19 protein-coding genes are annotated in these 16,794 nt (G+C 56.7%); 10 read left to right on the top strand and 9 right to left on the bottom strand.

Features of this window, described 5'->3' with window-relative positions; translation table 11 throughout:
• Positions 1 to 30: 30 nt before the first annotated feature.
• From miaB to hflX, 3 genes are read left to right on the top strand one after another with little or no spacing between them, the layout of a single operon-like run.
• On the top strand, positions 31 to 1,401 hold the full coding sequence (miaB, locus tag DW821_RS00095) for a tRNA (N6-isopentenyl adenosine(37)-C2)-methylthiotransferase MiaB (RefSeq protein ID WP_118064907.1): 1,371 nt from the start codon (positions 31 to 33) through the stop codon (positions 1,399 to 1,401).
• Entirely contained in the window at positions 1,401 to 2,339 is a 939-nt protein-coding gene (miaA, locus tag DW821_RS00090) for a tRNA (adenosine(37)-N6)-dimethylallyltransferase MiaA (protein WP_118064905.1), read from the top strand. Before miaB ends, miaA begins: the two co-directional genes overlap by 1 nt.
• Entirely contained in the window at positions 2,339 to 3,628 is a 1,290-nt protein-coding gene (hflX, locus tag DW821_RS00085; RefSeq protein ID WP_117806329.1) for a GTPase HflX, read from the top strand. The genes miaA and hflX overlap by 1 nt, the downstream gene beginning before the upstream one ends.
• On the opposite strand, the gene DW821_RS00080 is transcribed toward hflX, so the two are convergent.
• Entirely contained in the window at positions 3,613 to 4,317 is a 705-nt protein-coding gene (locus tag DW821_RS00080; RefSeq protein ID WP_089573371.1) for a heparan-alpha-glucosaminide N-acetyltransferase, read from the bottom strand. The genes hflX and DW821_RS00080 overlap by 16 nt on opposite strands.
• Positions 4,317 to 4,961, bottom strand: a complete 645-nt coding sequence (gene lexA, locus DW821_RS00075) for a transcriptional repressor LexA (RefSeq protein WP_040359862.1) — start codon at positions 4,959 to 4,961, stop codon at positions 4,317 to 4,319. Before lexA ends, DW821_RS00080 begins: the two co-directional genes overlap by 1 nt.
• Before the next feature lie 163 nt (positions 4,962 to 5,124).
• Here lexA and DW821_RS00070 point away from each other — a divergent pair, with 163 nt between their 5' ends.
• From DW821_RS00070 to dut, 3 genes are read left to right on the top strand one after another with little or no spacing between them, the layout of a single operon-like run.
• On the top strand, positions 5,125 to 5,574 hold the full coding sequence (locus tag DW821_RS00070; RefSeq protein ID WP_158561607.1) for a LysM peptidoglycan-binding domain-containing protein: 450 nt from the start codon (positions 5,125 to 5,127) through the stop codon (positions 5,572 to 5,574).
• Between the two features lie 51 nt (positions 5,575 to 5,625).
• A complete protein-coding gene (nrdR, locus tag DW821_RS00065) occupies positions 5,626 to 6,069 on the top strand; it encodes a transcriptional regulator NrdR (RefSeq protein ID WP_022093781.1) in 444 nt (147 codons plus the stop codon).
• A gap of 4 nt (positions 6,070 to 6,073) precedes the next feature.
• The gene (gene dut, locus DW821_RS00060; protein ID WP_118064903.1) at positions 6,074 to 6,517 is read left to right on the top strand and encodes a dUTP diphosphatase; all 444 of its coding nucleotides are present in this window, start codon (positions 6,074 to 6,076) and stop codon (positions 6,515 to 6,517) included.
• A 398-nt stretch (positions 6,518 to 6,915) separates the two neighbouring features.
• Here the strand turns inward: dut and DW821_RS00055 are convergent, their stop codons facing one another.
• Entirely contained in the window at positions 6,916 to 8,217 is a 1,302-nt protein-coding gene (locus DW821_RS00055; RefSeq protein ID WP_118064901.1) for a glycosyltransferase, read from the bottom strand.
• A 118-nt stretch (positions 8,218 to 8,335) separates the two neighbouring features.
• Here DW821_RS00055 and DW821_RS00050 point away from each other — a divergent pair, with 118 nt between their 5' ends.
• On the top strand, positions 8,336 to 9,271 hold the full coding sequence (locus DW821_RS00050; protein WP_118064899.1) for an NAD(P)/FAD-dependent oxidoreductase: 936 nt from the start codon (positions 8,336 to 8,338) through the stop codon (positions 9,269 to 9,271).
• A gap of 157 nt (positions 9,272 to 9,428) precedes the next feature.
• Positions 9,429 to 10,040 carry a DUF1836 domain-containing protein gene (locus tag DW821_RS00045; protein WP_199584222.1) on the top strand — a complete coding sequence of 204 codons (612 nt, stop codon included), beginning with the start codon at positions 9,429 to 9,431 and terminating at the stop codon, positions 10,038 to 10,040.
• Between the two features lie 73 nt (positions 10,041 to 10,113).
• On the opposite strand, the gene DW821_RS00040 is transcribed toward DW821_RS00045, so the two are convergent.
• From DW821_RS00040 to DW821_RS00015, 6 genes are all read right to left on the bottom strand, one after another.
• On the bottom strand, positions 10,114 to 10,980 hold the full coding sequence (locus tag DW821_RS00040) for a DegV family protein (RefSeq protein WP_118064897.1): 867 nt from the start codon (positions 10,978 to 10,980) through the stop codon (positions 10,114 to 10,116).
• A gap of 166 nt (positions 10,981 to 11,146) precedes the next feature.
• Complete coding sequence (locus DW821_RS00035; RefSeq protein ID WP_118064895.1) at positions 11,147 to 12,271, bottom strand: NlpC/P60 family protein; 1,125 nt, start codon at positions 12,269 to 12,271, stop codon at positions 11,147 to 11,149.
• A 32-nt stretch (positions 12,272 to 12,303) separates the two neighbouring features.
• Positions 12,304 to 12,834: an adenine phosphoribosyltransferase gene (locus tag DW821_RS00030; RefSeq protein WP_118064893.1), complete on the bottom strand. Its 531-nt coding sequence runs from the start codon at positions 12,832 to 12,834 to the stop codon at positions 12,304 to 12,306.
• Between the two features lie 40 nt (positions 12,835 to 12,874).
• Positions 12,875 to 13,753 (bottom strand): MerR family transcriptional regulator, encoded by an 879-nt coding sequence (locus DW821_RS00025; protein WP_118064891.1) that lies wholly within the window; start codon positions 13,751 to 13,753, stop codon positions 12,875 to 12,877.
• A 3-nt stretch (positions 13,754 to 13,756) separates the two neighbouring features.
• Positions 13,757 to 14,191, bottom strand: a complete 435-nt coding sequence (locus DW821_RS00020; protein ID WP_006236002.1) for an FHA domain-containing protein — start codon at positions 14,189 to 14,191, stop codon at positions 13,757 to 13,759.
• A 66-nt stretch (positions 14,192 to 14,257) separates the two neighbouring features.
• A complete protein-coding gene (locus tag DW821_RS00015) occupies positions 14,258 to 14,962 on the bottom strand; it encodes a CDP-alcohol phosphatidyltransferase family protein (protein ID WP_089573364.1) in 705 nt (234 codons plus the stop codon).
• Between the two features lie 395 nt (positions 14,963 to 15,357).
• Between DW821_RS00015 and DW821_RS00010 the strand changes: the two genes are divergently transcribed.
• A complete protein-coding gene (locus DW821_RS00010) occupies positions 15,358 to 16,086 on the top strand; it encodes a lantibiotic protection ABC transporter ATP-binding protein (protein ID WP_055250122.1) in 729 nt (242 codons plus the stop codon).
• A partial coding sequence (locus tag DW821_RS00005; protein ID WP_118064889.1) for a hypothetical protein occupies positions 16,083 to 16,794 on the top strand: 712 nt, incomplete at its 3' end. The genes DW821_RS00010 and DW821_RS00005, both read left to right, overlap by 4 nt.

Below are 16,794 nucleotides of genomic sequence, written 5' to 3'. Positions count from 1 at the left end.
TTTCGCTCCCCATCGTTAGGACTTATGCACATGGACCAGCGTTCCGTACGCGATATTCTTGCCGGTAAAACCTACTATATCCGCACCTTTGGCTGCCAGATGAATCAGCACGACTCCGAGCGTGTGAGCGGTCTGCTTGATTCGTATGGCTGCCTCATGGCGCTCGATCCCGCGCATGCCGATATCGTTGTCTTCATGACGTGCTGCGTGCGCGAGGCCGCCGATACTCGCCTGTACGGTCAGTGCAATTCCTGCAAAAGCCTGCCGCCTTCGCCTTCGGGCAAGCGCGTGGTTGCCGTTGGCGGTTGCATCGCGCAGCGCGATGGCGAGGGCCTGCTCACCAACGTCGATAACGTCAATGTCATCTTTGGCACGCATTCCATTGCACATGTGGCCGAGCTCATTGCCGAGGCGTTCCTTGATGGTAAGCGTCATATCCGCACCAATGAGCATGAGGATACGGACGCCATGAGCATGCCGTGGCATCGCGAGACCCAGTATCACGCCTGGGTGCCCATCATGACGGGCTGCAATAATTTCTGCACCTATTGCATCGTGCCGTACGTACGCGGTCGCGAAAAGAGCCGCCCCTTCGAGGAGATTGTCGACGAGGTGACCGGTCTGGTGCGCCAGGGCGTGCGTGAGATTACGCTGCTGGGCCAAAACGTTAACTCATATGGTCGCGATCTGTTTGGCAAGCCGCGTTTTGCCGATTTGCTGCGTGCCGTGGGCGATACGGGTGTGGAGCGTATCTTCTTTACGTCTTCGCATCCTAAGGACCTGCTGCCCGAGACCATCGACGCCATGGCCGAGACACCTGCCGTAATGCCGCAACTGCACCTGGCCGTCCAGTCAGGTTCGACGCGGATCCTCAAAGAGATGAATCGCCGTTATACACGCGAGGACTATCTGGGCCTGGTCGATCGCATTCGCAACCGCATGCCCGATATCGCGCTCTCGACCGACATTATCGTTGGCTTCCCGGGCGAGACTGAAGAAGACTTTGAGCAGACGCTCTCGCTTGCTGAGACGGTCCGCTATGCTCAGGCCTATACCTTCATCTATTCCAAGCGTGCCGGTACCCCGGCCGCCGAGATTGACGATCCTACGCCGCATGAGGTTATTCTCGAGCGTTTCAACCGCCTGGTTAAGGTTATCGAGACCACGGCACACGAGTATAACCAGGGCGAGCTTCATACTGTGGTTCCCGCGCTCATTGAGGGAACGAGTAAAAAGAACGATGCGGTCCTGCTGGGCAAGAGTCCCAAGAATCAGACCGTGCATGCGCCTATCCCCGAGGGTTACAGCATCGATCAGCTTGTTGGTAAGATCGTTGATGTTGACGTTGACGTTGCCAAGACCTGGTATTTATCCGGTTCCGTTGTGGGCGAGCCGCGCTAATGGTTTCTTCCGGGGCAGGTCTTTCCGCCGTTGCGATCGTCGGTCCGACGGCGGTTGGTAAGAGTGATGTTGCCGACCGTTTGGCAGCTCGTCTTTCGTCCGAAGTGCTGTCGTGCGATGCGATGCAAATCTATCGCGGCATGGACATCGGTACCGCAAAGATGGCGCCCGATGAGTGCACGGCGCCGCTGCGTCTCGTCGACATTGTAGAGCCGGGTGTGGCATATTCTGCTGCGCTTTATCAGGCTGACGCTCGCGCGCATGTTGAACGTCTCCTTGGTTCGGGTTGCCTGCCGGTTTTTTGCGGAGGTACGGGGCTATATCTCAAGGCAGCCCTCGATGAGATGGACTTTCCCTCGGGTGAACTTGAGGACGATCGCCGTGCGGGCTATCAGGAGCTTGCCGAGCGTATTGGCGAGGAAGAACTGCATGCCCTGCTTGCCGAGCGCGATCCAGAATCTGCTGCTGTTATTCATCCCCATAACGTGCGCCGTGTGATTCGTGCGCTCGAGATGCATGATGATGGTATCTCCTATGCACAGCAAAAAAGTCAGTTTAGTGTTCCGCGCGAGCATTATCATGCCCTATGGTTTGGTCTGACGCGTAATCGCGAGGTGCTCTACGAGCGCATTAATCTGCGCGTCGATCTGATGTTTGAGCAGGGTCTTGTCGATGAGGTCCGCGGTCTTATGGCCCAGGGTCTGGGAGATGCCCTGACGTCGATGCAGGCAATTGGCTATAAAGAGATCATTGATGCTTTCAATGGCGTGATGAGCATGGATGAGGCCCGCGAACTCATTAAGATGCGTTCGCGTCGTTATGCCAAGCGTCAGCTTTCGTGGTTTAAGCGCGATGACCGTATCGTGTGGTTTGATATGGATGAATGTACGATCGATGAGGTCGTTGAGGATATCCTGCATCGTATTGAGGCTGCCTAATGGCCCGTTTCCCCCTTGTTCCCACGGCACCCGAGCCCGAGCGTGCCATTTTAGTTGGTGTTGAGTGGCGCGACAATGCATGGCCGCTCGATCGCTCGCTTGATGAGCTGGAGCGTCTTGCCCACACAGCTGGTGCTCAGTGCGTGGCACGCTTGTCGCAGCGTTTGGTAAAGCCGTATCCTAAATCGTTTATCGGTTCCGGCAAGGTAGAAGAGCTGTGCGGCCTGGTGCATCGCATGGATGCCGATGTCGTTATTTTTGACGACGACCTGACGCCCTCGCAGCAATCCTATTTGGAGAAAGCTGTGGGCGAGCCGGTAAAGATTATCGATCGTACAGCACTGATCCTGGATATCTTTGGCCTGCATGCTCAGACGCGTGAGGGACGCCTGCAGGTACAGCTGGCACAGCTTCAATATTTGTTGCCTCGCCTGCGTGGCATGTGGAGCCATCTCGCCAAGGAGCAGACGCGCGGCGGCATCGGCTCACGTTTTGGTCAGGGCGAAAGTCAGCTCGAGGTCGACCGTCGCCTTATTCGTAATAAGATCGCTGCGCTTCGTCGTGAGCTCAAGCAGGTTGAACAGCGTCGCGATGTTCAATCCAAGAGTCGCATTGAGTCACCGGCGTTTCGCGTCGCGTTGGCCGGTTATACCAATGCCGGTAAATCGACGTTGCTCAATCGTCTGACCGGCTCTACGGTACTTTCGCAGGACAAGCTGTTTGCTACGCTCGACCCGACGACGCGTTCGTATCGTCTGCCCGGCGGTCGCGGCATGACGATTACCGATACCGTCGGCTTTATTCAAAAGCTGCCGCATGGTCTGGTCGATGCCTTTAAATCGACGCTGTCTGAGGTTTTGGGTGCCGATCTAATTCTCAAAGTCGTAGATGCGTCTGACGAGGACTATGAGCGGCAGCTGGAGGCTGTCGACCGCGTGCTTGATGGGATCGGCGCCGGAGAGCGTTTAACGCTGACCGTATTCAATAAAATCGATCTTCTCGATAGCGTCGATCGATTGAGTTTCCGTCGTCGCTATCCGGAGGCCGTTCTGTTCTCGGCCCAAACGGGCGAGGGGCTCGACGATCTCGTCGACCGGATTGCTCGCGAGGCAGCTGCCACCGATGTGTTGCTCTCCGCTGATATCCCGTATCGCGAGGGCGCTCTCATCACGCTGGTGCATGAGCAGGGAACCCTTCTGCATGAGGAATATCTCGAGGACGGCGTTCGCATTGTGGCGAAGTTGCCGGCTCGTATTGCACCGCGGCTCGAGCGCTATCGTACGGAATAAACGATTTCTAGCACGCCTAGAATGACTGGCTGATGGAGCAGGTAGAACGGTAAGGCATGCCGACCCAGGACTGCGAGCGCCGGGATAGGATTGGCGTATGCCCATGCTGGCGCTTCGAGACTTGATGCTTGTGCTGCCTGGGCAGCAAAAAAGCCGGTAAGGTACATAAAGACAAACGGTATGAGCGGATAGTAATCTCCCGAAACAAAACCCGGGCCTGGGAATCCAAGCCATGCCAGGTAGGGGAGTGGGTAGACCGCCTTTGGAATGCCCCAGGTTAGGGCAAAAAGAACAAGGCACGCTGCGATGCCCCATGAGCCCGGTAATTTTTGGAGTAACGGACGGGTGAACGCAACCACCGCGGTGCACACCGCCATGCAATAAATGATGCCAAAGTTCACTGAATCGTCGACCGATACGAGCGTTGTTGCGATCCAGACGACCAAAGCTGCGGCAGCGTACTTAGCCGCTCGTTTGGCATTGTTGCGTGAGAGCGTGCACATCCAACCCGCGATAAACAAAAATACCCAGCTGATGCTGGCGCGCCAGACGTCTTGAAAGACAGTCTGGGTAAACCAAGGCATATCCCAGCCGTACAGGTAGGCGAGATCATAGCAAGCGTGAAAACCTGCCATAGAAATCATCGTAAACCCGCGGACGGTATCAAAGATGGTTATGCGTTTTTGCATTACGAGAACCGGCGCATCAAGCCGACGACTTTGCCCAGGATAACGGGATTCGTTGCATAGATAGGTTCCATGGTGTCGTTCTCGGGCTGCAAGCGCACACGCCCCTGCTCCTTGTAGAACGTCTTGACGGTCGCCGAACCATCAATCATGGCCACGACAATTTCGCCGTTCATGGCACTCTTTTGTTCACGGACGATGATGTAATCGCCATTGAAGATGCCGACATTGATCATTGAGCTCCCATGCACCTCAAGGATAAAGGAACCCTGATCAGTGGCGATTTCGGTCGGGATAGTAAACGTGTCTTCGATATTCTGCTCTGCCAGAATGGGAATCCCAGCCGCGACGCGACCAACGAGCGGTAGCGAGACCGTTCCGCGAGGTGCGGTGGGCTCGTCAGATTTGGAAATTGAGACAGAGGAACCATCCTCGTTAAAGAGTTCCAGGGCGCGCGGTTTGGTGGCATCGCGCTTGAGTAGCCCGCGCGCCTCCAGGGCAGAGAGATGGGCGTGCACGGTGCTGGGGGAGGAAAGGCCCACGGCAGAAGCCATCTCGCGCACGCTGGGCGGATAACCCTTCTCCTGCTGATATTCCTTGATGAAGTCGTAAATTTGCTGCTGACGCTTGGTAATTTTGCGAGCCATCAGGGCATCCTCTCTACCCATGTCAAACAAATGTTCGAATTTTGCTTGACAGGAACAACTGTTCGAAGATAATAATAACCGAACATTCGTTCTCGCGCTAGACATTTTTGTCCGCGCGGCTTGATAAAACTGTTCTCAGCAAAACACGCGAGAGGAGAACATGATGAACGTAACGAATATGGTCCAGGGAAACCTCGCCCTTAAGCTCGAGACGCCTGCAGAACCCACTTTTACGGTTGTTCAGGGTGGCCGCTCCGGCTTTCAGCCTTTGACCGTAAAGCCTGCGCGCAATCAGCAGGCTGTAGTCGCGCCGGCCCGCGTTGCCCTGAAGGTTCCGACGATTGTCGCCGTCGCCGTTGCGCTTACGCTCTTCTTTGTCCTCGCTATGTCGGTCTTTAGCGCTCGTCACGCCGCGTATGCCGAGTCCGTTTCCAACATTACCTACGAGACCATTCGCGTTCAGCCTGGCGATTCTCTTTGGTCGCTTGCCGAAGAATATCCAATCGAAGGCCTTTCCACGCAAGAGACTTCCGACATGATCCGTAGCGTCAATCATCTGGAGCATGGTTCGCTCGCCGCCGGTGCGCATCTTAAGGTTCCTGCTCGTTCGTAATCATTATCGCGCTGCGCATGGTACCCTTGTTATCGTTTAAGAGGAGGTACCATGCGCTGTCCCAAATGCGGCAAGGCACATACCCGCGTCGTTGATTCCCGTATGCAGGAGTCAAATAACACCATTAAGCGCCGTCGCGAATGTTGCTCGTGTAACTACCGCTTTACAACGTTTGAGCGATGCGAGGACCCTATCGAGGTCATTAAGTCAGATGGAACTAAGCAGCGGTTCGATCGCAATAAGCTTCTTGTCGGCTTGATGCGCGCCACCATCAAGCGCGATATCGACACTAAGAAGCTCAATGAGATTATCGATGACATCGAGGTCGAGCTTCGCTCTCGCACGCTGACGGCCGTCACGTCCCATGAGTTGGGTGACATGGTGCTCAAGCGCTTGGCCAAGATCGACAAGGTTGCGTACATCCGTTTTGCCTCGGTCTACCGCGATTTCAAAGACGTCGATGAATTTCTGCAAGAGCTCGACAAGCTAAGGTGATTCCATGTCCAACATTACCGTCAACATAAAGCGTCTCGACCCCACCCTCGAGCTTCCCAAATACGCCCATCCCACCGATGCCGGCTTTGATCTACGCTCCAACGAAGACTGCGTCCTGAAGCCCTTCGAACGCCGTCTGGTCTCTACGGGGCTGGCCATCGCCCTGCCCGATGGCTACGCCGGCTTCGTCCAGCCCCGCAGCGGCTTGGCCATCAAGCAGGGCCTGTCTATAGTCAATACGCCGGGCCTCATCGACGCCCACTACCGAGGGGAACTCAAGGTTATCCTCATCAACCTGGATCCCACCAACGACATCCAAATCAACAAAGGCGACCGCATAGCCCAACTCGTCATCCAAGAAGTCCCCACGGTCAACCTCATAGAAGTAGAAGAACTAGACAAAACCGACCGAGGCAAAGGAGGCTTCGGCTCCAGCGGCGTCGCCTAGGGACGCTCTTATCCCTCCCGCCCGCCTCTCACACATATCATTCCATGCTCAAACATTCTCGCGTCGCTTCGCTCGCTGCGAAACTGCGCGTGGAACGATATGTGTGAGAGGCGGGCGGGCGGTTACTAGCTTGAAAAATAAAAGCCTTTCTTTCTAGTAAGCCGATGCGATAAAGGGACACCTCCTTTCTCGCATCGGCTTACTATATTCATATTTTCTGATTTCGCCTTTGCAGGTTCTAGTGGTGGGGAATCTGGTAAAGCTGCTAGTACGTTAACGCAGCTTACCTGTGGGAGGCCCCTATATATCGTCCCGCGCGCAGTTTCGCAGCGAAGCGAGAATGTTTGAGCACGGGATGATATATAGGGGCCTCCCACAGGTAAGCGGACATTAAGACGCTACCTGATATGCGCAGGTTTTTCGCCCCAGTAGAAGCGGCAGAAGGCTCGTTTGCGCTTTTGGGGTTTGCCTACGAGCTCCATGGTTGCGATGGCTATGTCTTCGGCTGCGTGGGGGCGGCGTAGTACTTCGCCGTTGATGAGCAGTGCCTTGAGCGACTCAGGATGATCGTGGAGATGACGCAACGTCACGATGAGCTCTCGTGCGGTGGTGACATGCATGCTGGCGCCCATGCCGGTGAGCATGGTGGTGTTGGCCTTTTCCTGGCCATAGGACTTGCCCAGCAGGATCATCGGCAGGTGTGCGCACAGGCATTCGGTGACGGTGAGTCCGCCCGATTTGAGAATTGCCAGGTCGCAGCCGTGCATAAGCGCTGCCATATCATCGACATAGTCCAGAACCGTGACGTTTTCGAGCTTCATGGCATCGAAGAGCGTCTTGAGACGGGCGGCGTATTCCTTATCCTTGCCCGGCAAAAAGACAAAGTGCATGTCTTCGAAGCTGCGTAGGAAGGGGAGGGTGCGGTCCATCTCCGCGCGAAAGCGAACGTACGGTTGAGGCAAGCTGGCACCGGCCATTACCAGCACGACGGTCTTGTCGGTGGGGAGGTTGAACTTAGCTAGCTCTTCCTCGCGATCGTAATCCGTGTCGAATCCGGCGCGAATGGGAATGCCGGTAATGCGAATCTTTGTTTCGAGCACCTTGCGCGGACGCAGCGTTTCGGCCATAAATTCGTTGGCAACACAGAATAAATCGGTGTCCTTGTGGGGCCACCATCCCTCGACTTCGTAGTCGGTCGGTACGCAGATGACCGGATAATCGATACCCGTAATTACGCGGGCGCCCACGGCAACATTGGCTGCCGTGATGTGCGTTGCAACCACGGCTATGGGCCTGCGGCTACGAATATATTCGTTGAAGGCGGGGAACATAATTCGCGACCATGCCGTTCCGCCACCCCAGAGAAGATGTCCCGTAAGCGTATATCGCCAGGTCAGGTCGTAAATGGGGCGTGTGGCTCCCGTAAAAGAAGCCGCGGTCTTATTGCCGTCGAATTTAATACGTCCAAAATCAAGGATATCGAGCACTTCAATCTTAATATCCTCGGGGATGCCATTGGTGCCGCGGATGAGGTCGAATGCCTGCGCAATCGCATTTGCGGCGGCCTTGTGGCCCGAGCCAACGGAGGCGTGCACGATGGTCACGAGAGGTTTTTGTTGAGCCAGGAGCGTGGTTTGCTCCGATTGGGGAGTGCTGTGCGTGAGCAGGGGAGCGTCGTCACTCGTCTGCGCCTGGTCCATCGATAACACCCCTTCAGCTTTGTAATACGGATTTATCATTGTAGTGCATGAGTGTCACGTTCACGTAAATTTGGGTATGAGCGCAAAGAACGACAACGTTTCGACGAAAGGACGCTTCATGACTACCGATAAGCCGATCGATGTTGCGATTATCGGTGGCGGCCCCGCGGGCTATGCTGCCGCCATTTATGCTGCGCGTGCCAACCTGACGACGACCGTGATTGAGCAGGGCATGTCGGGAGGGCAGATCGCCACAACCAATGAGGTCGAGAACTATCCGGGTTTCCCGCTCCTGAGTGGCGCCGAACTCGGCGAGCGTTTTCAGCAGCATGCAGAGGGCCTGGGAGCACAGGTTACATGGAGCATGGTTACGGGTATCGATTACGATGCCGATGCAGCGTTGTTTACGGTGCATCACGATATGGGCGATACGCTGGCCTCGAGCGTTATCGCTTGCATGGGTGCCACGCCGCGTCCGGCAGGTTTCGCAGGCGAGGATACGTATCGCGGTCGTGGCGTTTCATATTGCGCGACATGTGACGGCATGTTTTTCCGCGGCAAGCAGGTTTTTGTAATCGGTGGTGGCAATTCGGCATGCGAAGAGGCTCTGTTCCTGTCCGACATTGCCAACAGTGTGACCATCGTGCTGCGCCGCGACCAGTTCCGTGCGCCCGATGGTGTTGTTCAGAAAGTACTCGCAAAGGACAATATTACAGTTAGGTACCAAACTAGTATTGTGGAGCTATCGGGCGAAGCCATGCCAACGACGATTACCTTTAAGGACAATGCATCCGGCGAGACTCATACCGAGTCATTTGAGCCCGGCTCGTTTGGCATCTTTGTCTTTACCGGAACGCAGCCCCATACCGAGCTTGTTGAGCATCTAGTCGATCTGGCGCCTGATGGCGGCATTCTGACTGATGAATCCATGGCGACCCGCACGCCAGGTCTATTTGCCGCTGGCGATATCCGTTCCAAACGTTTACGCCAGGTTGTGACCGCTGTTTCGGACGGAGCCATAGCAGCAACGAGCGCATACGCGTTTCTCCGTTGATAAGTACGATAATATATCTTATGTAAGGTTGCTATCTTTACACAAAGTGGTTGGACGATGCATCAATGTGTTGTCCAACCACTTTTACTTGCCGGCTATGTGGTATGCAAAACTAGAAAACCTAGAATACAATATAGAAAATGAACGGAGGACCTTTATGAACCACGTTAAACACGTTATTCCGATGTCCGATTCGTCGGTCAGTATTAAGCCTGAGGATATTCAGCCCACGGTGCTGCCCGATGCATTTATTCAGTCCGAAATCGTGTGCAAACTCAATAGGTTGAGTCTGTCGCGCTATGATCAGCTGCCCAACGTAACGCTCTATCGCGATCAGGTTATTGAATATGTTGCGCTGTGGATGGAGCCGCTGTCCATTTGCGTTGAGCACCCTGTCATTACGCCATCGATGATCAATAACTACGTGAAGGTCGGCCTGGTGCCTGCTCCGGTCAAAAAGCAATATGGCCGCGAGCAGATTGCCCGTCTGATCGCTATTTGCATCTTTAAGCAGGTGCTGCCTATTGCTGCGGTGCAGGCACTCTTCAACATTCAGCGTTTGAGCTACGATGCCCCGACTGCCTTCGATTATGTGGTCGATCAGCTCGAGGCATCGATTCGTTCGGCGTTTTCCGTCGAGCAGACGCCGGTTCCCGATACGGCGCATCAGGTAACGCGTGAGTCGCTGCTTGTGCGCAGTGCAGTTTCATCCTTCGTTTCGAAGGCGTACCTGATGAGCTATCTAAAGTTTAATGGGTTTAATAGCTAGCCGACGTATAAAACGGGCGGGACAAAGGGCCATCTGTCACTTTGTCCCGCCCGTATTTTTGCTTGGTTGGACTTTATTGGCCCGAAGCCACGCCCATGCCGTATCCGATAATGAGCCCATGCATTTCGGCATAGTATGAATCTAGCCCGTTACAGGGCATGATGATAGTCTTGGAGCCTGGCCAGCGCTCCACAATTCGGCTGGCAAGTGCTTGGGCGCCTGCCTCATTCTCGACATGGTCGATAACGACCTCGCCGCCCGTAAAATCTTCGGCTTCCATGGTGTCGATGATCTTGTTGAGCATCTTCTTTTCGCCACGCGTGTGCCCAACGAGTTCGATTTTACCGGCTTCACTCGCCGTGCCCAAAATGCGAATATTGAGCTTGTTGGCAATGACGCCGGCTGCCTTAGGGATACGTCCGGCTTTGGCCAGGTTTTCGTAATTGCACAAGCTGAAGAGGATTTTGCTGTTCTGTTCAAGGCTATCGAAGTATGCGCAAGCGTCCTCGAATGAGACATCCGGATTGCTTGCAAGATAGCGGTCGAACAGCAAGAAAATGAGGTCCATTTTGCCGCCAGCTGCGCGCGAATTGACTAGATGAATCTGCCGGTCGGGCTCCTCGGCAAGAACCATATCGCGAGCCGTGGCTGCTGCGTTGTAGCTGCCCGACACGCCCTCAGAGATTGGCATGCAGATGGTCTTGTCTGCCAATTTGAAGAGCTCGGCCCACTCCCCTACGCTGGGACAAGCGCTCGAAGAAGCGTTCGTCTCCGCCTGAACAGCGCAGTTGAGCTCATGAACATCGAGCGAAAGGTCATCGATGAATTCACGCTCCCCCACTCGAATTTTGAGGGGCGCAAATGCAAAGGTGGTATGGGGCGCGGTCGGTTGCCAATCGCGGAGGTTGCAGCTTGAATCGGAGATAAGTGCCCAGCTCATAGAGGGTCCTTTCTAATTGTTCCTCAACAATTATAGCCATCTTGCAAACTGAATGTACGGCTATCTAGTTTTGAATACTAGATAGCCGTACAAGATTAGAGAAAAATAGAATGGACCTCGCGACTTAAAGCCACGAGGTCCACATTCACACGCTGTGTAAGATGACTTAGTAACGAACGAAGATATAGTTGTTGTTCATGCCGGCGGCAACGGAGCTGATGATAACACCCGTGTTGTAGTCGGAAGCATGAATCATCTGACCACCACCGATGTAAATGCCGGTGTGGTACGAGTTGACAACAACGTCACCGGGCTGCGGATCAGACACACGCGTCCAGCCCATAAAGGTACCCGTGGTGCCGAGGCGGCAATAGCGACCAGTGAGGCAATAGCTAACAAAACCAGAGCAGTCGAAGCTGTTCGGGCCAATTCCGCCCCAGGAATAAGCGCAACCAAGCTTGCTGTATGCACGCGAGACAACAGAACCGCCATCGACGGACTGGCTCGGAGCAGAAGGCGTCGGAGCCGGAGCAGGCGTGGAGGGCTGCGGCATCGGAGCAGGTGCCGGCGTAGGAGCCGGAGTGTTGCCGCCCTGGTTGTTATTGCTGGTCTGGCCACCGTTGTTGGTGTTCTCGGTCGTACCGGCAGTCTCGTTGCTCACCGTGGCCTTCTCGGCGGTGCTGGCGTTGATGCCGGCCTGCAGCGCGGCATTGGCCTCGGCCTCGGCGGCAAGCTCGGCCTGCAGCTGCGAATCCAGGGAATTTACGACGTTCTGGGCTTCAGCCTGCTGAGCATTAAGCTCGTCGACCTTCTTTTGCGTGGCGGCGACGTTCTTCTCCTGCTCGGCCTGTTTATCGGTTAGCTGCTGCTTAAGCTCCTTTACCTCTTGAATGGTCTGAGCCTGCTTATCGGAAACTTTGCCGTAGTAGAACAGACGGTTGAGCATATCGCTCAGATCATCGACACCCGTCAGAACCTGAAGCAGGCTCAGACCGCCGGTTTTGTACTCGCCGGCGACATAGGTCGAGAGCTTGGCCTGACCATCGGCGATCTCCTGCTGCTTTTGCGTGATCTCGCCGGCAGTCTGATCGAGCGCCTGCGTCTGCGTGGCAAGCTCATCGTAAATCTGCTGAGTTTGGGTACCGATCTGCTCGAGCTTCGTACGAGCAGCGGCAAGGTCGGATGCGGTATCGGCGTAGGCAGGAGCCGCGAGGCCCAAGCCCAAAACACAAGCGAGGGTTGCCGTAGCAGCGCAGCGTGCCATGTTTTTGTGCGTGTTTGCTGTGCGCATGTAGCTTCCTTTCCAGTAACTAAGGGTAACGGCTAGTCCACCGATACCAGGCTAAAGAGCTCAACATCGTCGTCAGTCGGCGTGAGCTTCTCGCGCGGGTTGAGAAACGCAAGCTCAAGGATACACCCGTAGCCCACAAGCTTTGCGCCCATATCTCGCACCAGTTTACCTGTTGCCTCGACGGTTCCGCCCGTCGCGACCAAGTCGTCCAGAATCAACACGGTATCTTTAGAGCTGATAGCGTCGGCATGGATCTCAATTGAATCGGTGCCGTACTCGAGCTCGTAGCTCTGGCTTACGGTCTCGCGCGGCAGCTTGCCCGGTTTACGTGCGGGAACAAAGCCGGCGCCAAGGGCTACAGCCACCGGTACGCCAACCATAAAGCCGCGAGCCTCGGGACCCACGACCTTGGTGATTCCCATGCCGGCAAAGTGCTCGGCGAGGGTATCGGTCATGGCTTTGAGCGCCTCGGGATTGCCAAAGAGCGGCGTGATGTCTTTAAAGATGACTCCGGGCTCGGGATAGTCGGGGATGTCGACGATTTGAGATTCGAAGTCGTACATTGCATGACCTTTCAATGGGTTGCCGAAATATCAGCAGCGGTTATTTGCCCGCGGTGACGGTGCCGGATTGCGAAGGGGCGACGACCTTGAGCGGCTTTACGAGAGAATCCTCGTGCGAAGCCGGCGCGGCAGTTTCTTCGTTTTTGGTCTTGGTGGACTCGGAGCGAGCGATTTCCTCATCGAGTGCATCGATGTCGGCGTCCTCGACCACGGCGTTGAGCGACTCAAAAACGCGGTTCTTGAGCAGCGCAGTGTGCACACCCTCGGTCAGGTCGTGAAGCTTCTTAAACGCACGCTCGAGCTTGGCGTCGCGCTCGTCATCGGAGGTATCCATTCCGAGCATGCTCACGAGCACCTGCTCAAACATCGAGGACTCGCGGTTGGCGGAAGACACGTACTGACGCAGGTTGCGGGGCTCGATATGGAAGCGTGACAGCTCGGAGCAGTAGCGGATGATTGGAAAATCGCGACCATCGACGAGCTCACGATTCTGCGGACTCTTGATGATGCGAATGAGGTCGTTCTCGGCGAGCGAGCGGATAAACGAAATCTCGACGCCCAGCATATCGGGAATGGTCTCAATGGGATGCAGCTTTTGCTTAGTCTCCTTGGGCTCCGTCTTGAGCGGAACATCGGACAGCAAGCCCACCTCGTAAGCGAGCGTTGACAGGTCCGTGGCGTTTTCCAAGCGCTGCTTAATCACGTTGAGCGGCATGTAGCGGGTCTTCTGCAAGTGCAGGATGACCTCCAGGCGATCAACGTCCTCCTTGGAGTACTGACGGTATCCCTTAGGCGTACGATGAGGGGTAATGAGCCCCTCATCTTCTAGAAATCTAATTTTTGAGTTCGAAAGATCGGGGTATGCGCCTCGAAGTAGGTTGACGACTTGGCCGATACTCAGATAGTTGCGTTCGGCCATGCCCTACTCACCGGTTTCGATGCGCTCCGGCGTGCTCTCGTGGTAGATGAGCGTAAACGTACCGATCTGGACGGAAGAACCGTCGTGCAGCGGGGCCGCATTGACGATGGCGCCGTCGACCCAGGTGCCATTGAGCGAACCCAGATCCTCGATGCGAGCGCCGAGGCCCTCGCGAATAATGCGCGCGTGGCTGCGCGAAACGGTCATGTCATTGAGGAAGATGCCGTTCGCAGGATCGCGGCCGATGGTGGTCACGTCGTCCTCGAGCTCAAAGGCGGCACCAGTCTGCGGACCCTTGACGATGGACAGAACGGGGGCGGTGATGCGCACGTTGGCCATGAGGTCGGGAACGGTGACGTCGCTTGAAGGCACGCGGAATACGCAGGTAGCGTCAGCAGTCTTATCATTCTGAGGCATATTATTAACCATGTTGTCCATGACAACCCCTAACTTATCGCGGACGTGCCGCAAATAATGAACCGTACGTAATCATACCCCAACGAATCAGTCTTCGATTTCGGGGTTCAGAAAGTCGATGTCCTCGTCCTCGGGATGCGCGAGAGCCTGTTTAATGGCCACTCCGCCCTTAATGGAATAGATGACAGCCGTGAGCATGGAGAAGATCACGCCGCCGTACACAAAGAAGATGCCGAGGGGCACCGAGCTTCCGTTGAGGCCCGGGAAGGCCGTAAGGGTTGAAGGTAAAAGATGCAGGCCGTCAATAACGGGGAACCCGAGCAGCATGAGCGAGAAGCCGGTCATGAGCAGTGCAGTGGCAATCTTTCCGGGAAAGACGACATCGATGGGGCGACGGTGATAATGACGAACGATAAGCGTGCCGATGCCCAGATAGATGTCGCGGCCAATAATGAGCACGCAGACCCAGATGGGCAGCTCTCCGCGGACTACCAGTCCCAAGACGCCGGTGAATAACAGCGCACGGTCACAAATGGGATCCATGACCTTGCCGAGCCACGAGACCGTCTTGGTCATGCGGGCGATCTGACCGTCCATCCAGTCGGTAGAGGCGGCAACGGCGTAGATAACGATGGCGATGACGCGGTTGTTATCCGTCACAAACAGGTAAAGAAATACCAGGGTGAGGATCAGGCGCGTAAAGGTGATGAAATTGGAGATCGTAAAGATCTTATTCGACGGGTAATCGGAAGTGCCGATAAGCTCCTTTTTGATCTTCTTTTTGATGCCCACAGGACTCCCCCGCTGGTTAACGACAAAACTTTCGATACTATACCCGTTCCGGCGATGTCTATCCAGCGTAAGCATAGAGAGTCCAGACATATGGAGGATGCTACTGGGTTGTGCGGGATTCTGCATTTGTGTACATCAGCCTCCAAATATGACATTTTCGGCATCTTTGATGGCTGATGTACACGTTTTGATTCGGTGATTACATCGATCGGGAAAGTTGTTGCCTTAAGCAAATTAATCATGATGTGCGGGTCGAGAAGGGTTGGCGCCAAAAGAACCCAACGGCCGTTATGGCTTCGTTAGAAACGCGCCCCACCATGGATGGTGAACCCGAAAGGTAAGGCGCGCGGGCACGGTGACTCGGCCCGCGCTCCCGGAAGAGAAAGGATAAACCCATGGGTTACATGCTCGAGACGCGTGGGCTCACCAAGCGCTTCGGCCGCGGCGACCAGGCGCAGGACGCCGTGGCCGATGTGAGCCTTCATATCCGCGAGGGCGAGGTGTACGGGCTGCTCGGTCCCAACGGCGCCGGCAAGTCGACAACGCTCAAGATGATCTGCGGGATGCTGCGGCCGACGGCCGGGGAGATCCTCTTTGCCGGGCACGCCTGGCGCCGCGAGGACCTCTACGCAATCGGCAGCCTCATCGAGGAGGCGCCGCTCTACCCCAATCTCACCGCGCGCGAGAACCTGCGCGTGCGCACCACGCTGCTGGGCCTTCCCGAGAGCCGCATAGATGAGGTGCTCGCCGCCGTGGACCTCGCGGACACCGGGAAGAAGCGCGCCGGGCGCTTCTCGATGGGGATGCGGCAGCGCCTGGGGCTCGCGCTGGCGCTGATCGCCCGGCCACGCCTGCTCGTGCTCGACGAGCCCACCAACGGGCTCGACCCCATCGGCATCGAGGAGCTGCGCGACCAGATCCGCGGCTTCGCGGCGGCGGGTACGACGGTGATCGTCTCGAGCCACATCCTCTCCGAGGTGCAGCAGATGGCGGACACCATCGGCATCATCTGCGGGGGGCGCCTCGCCTACGAGGATGCGCTTCGGCCCGGGCAGGACCTCGAGGAACTCTTCATGAGCTTCTGCCGGGAAGGGCGACGAGCGCGCGGGGAGGTGGCGGCATGACGGGTGAGAAAGGCGGCCTGCTCGCGGCCCTGCGCGCCGAGGCCCTGAAGTCGCGCCACGCGGCACCGGTTCGCCTGGCCGTGCTCATGGCGCTGCCGATGCCGCTGCTCGGCGCGATGCCCTACCGGGGCGTGCAGATCTTCAGCGCGTGGAACTACTGGTACGCGCTCTTCCTGCCCGTGTGTCTCTCGCTCGTGGTGGCGTGCGTCGCGCGGGCGGACGCTCGCACGCGGATGCGGGGGCTTCTGGGCCTGGGCTTCCCGCTCGGGCGCGCCTGGTGGGCCAAGGCGCTCTGGTGCCTCGCGCTCTGCACGCTCTCGAACCTCGTGGTCTTCGGCATCTACCTCGCGGGATCGGCGTTCTCCTCGCAGGGCCTCACGGCCGCGGGCACGCTCACGATGCTCCTCTGCGCGCTCGTCAACACGGTGACCGCGGCGTGGATGATCCCCGCAGGGCTCTTCCTCACGGCGCGGCTCGGCATGCTCGCGGGCATCTTCTGCCCGCTCGCCGCGCAGCTCGTGGGTGGGTTCGCCTGGTCGCTGATGCCGCTGCCGCAGCTCTTTCCGCCGTCGGCGAGCATGGTCATCCCCACGAGCTTCATCCCCGTGCTGCCGAGCGGCGAGCCGCTCGCGGCGGACATGGCGCTCGGCGGGGCGCTCACGGCGGACGGCGTGCTCACGCTGGCGGGCCTTGCGGTCTGCGCGCTCG

The organism is Collinsella sp. AM33-4BH (assembly GCF_003469205.1).
Taxonomy (GTDB): Bacteria; Actinomycetota; Coriobacteriia; order Coriobacteriales; family Coriobacteriaceae; genus Collinsella.
The sequence above is the reverse complement of the archived record's forward strand: the minus strand, read 5'-3'. Positions and strand labels throughout refer to the sequence as shown.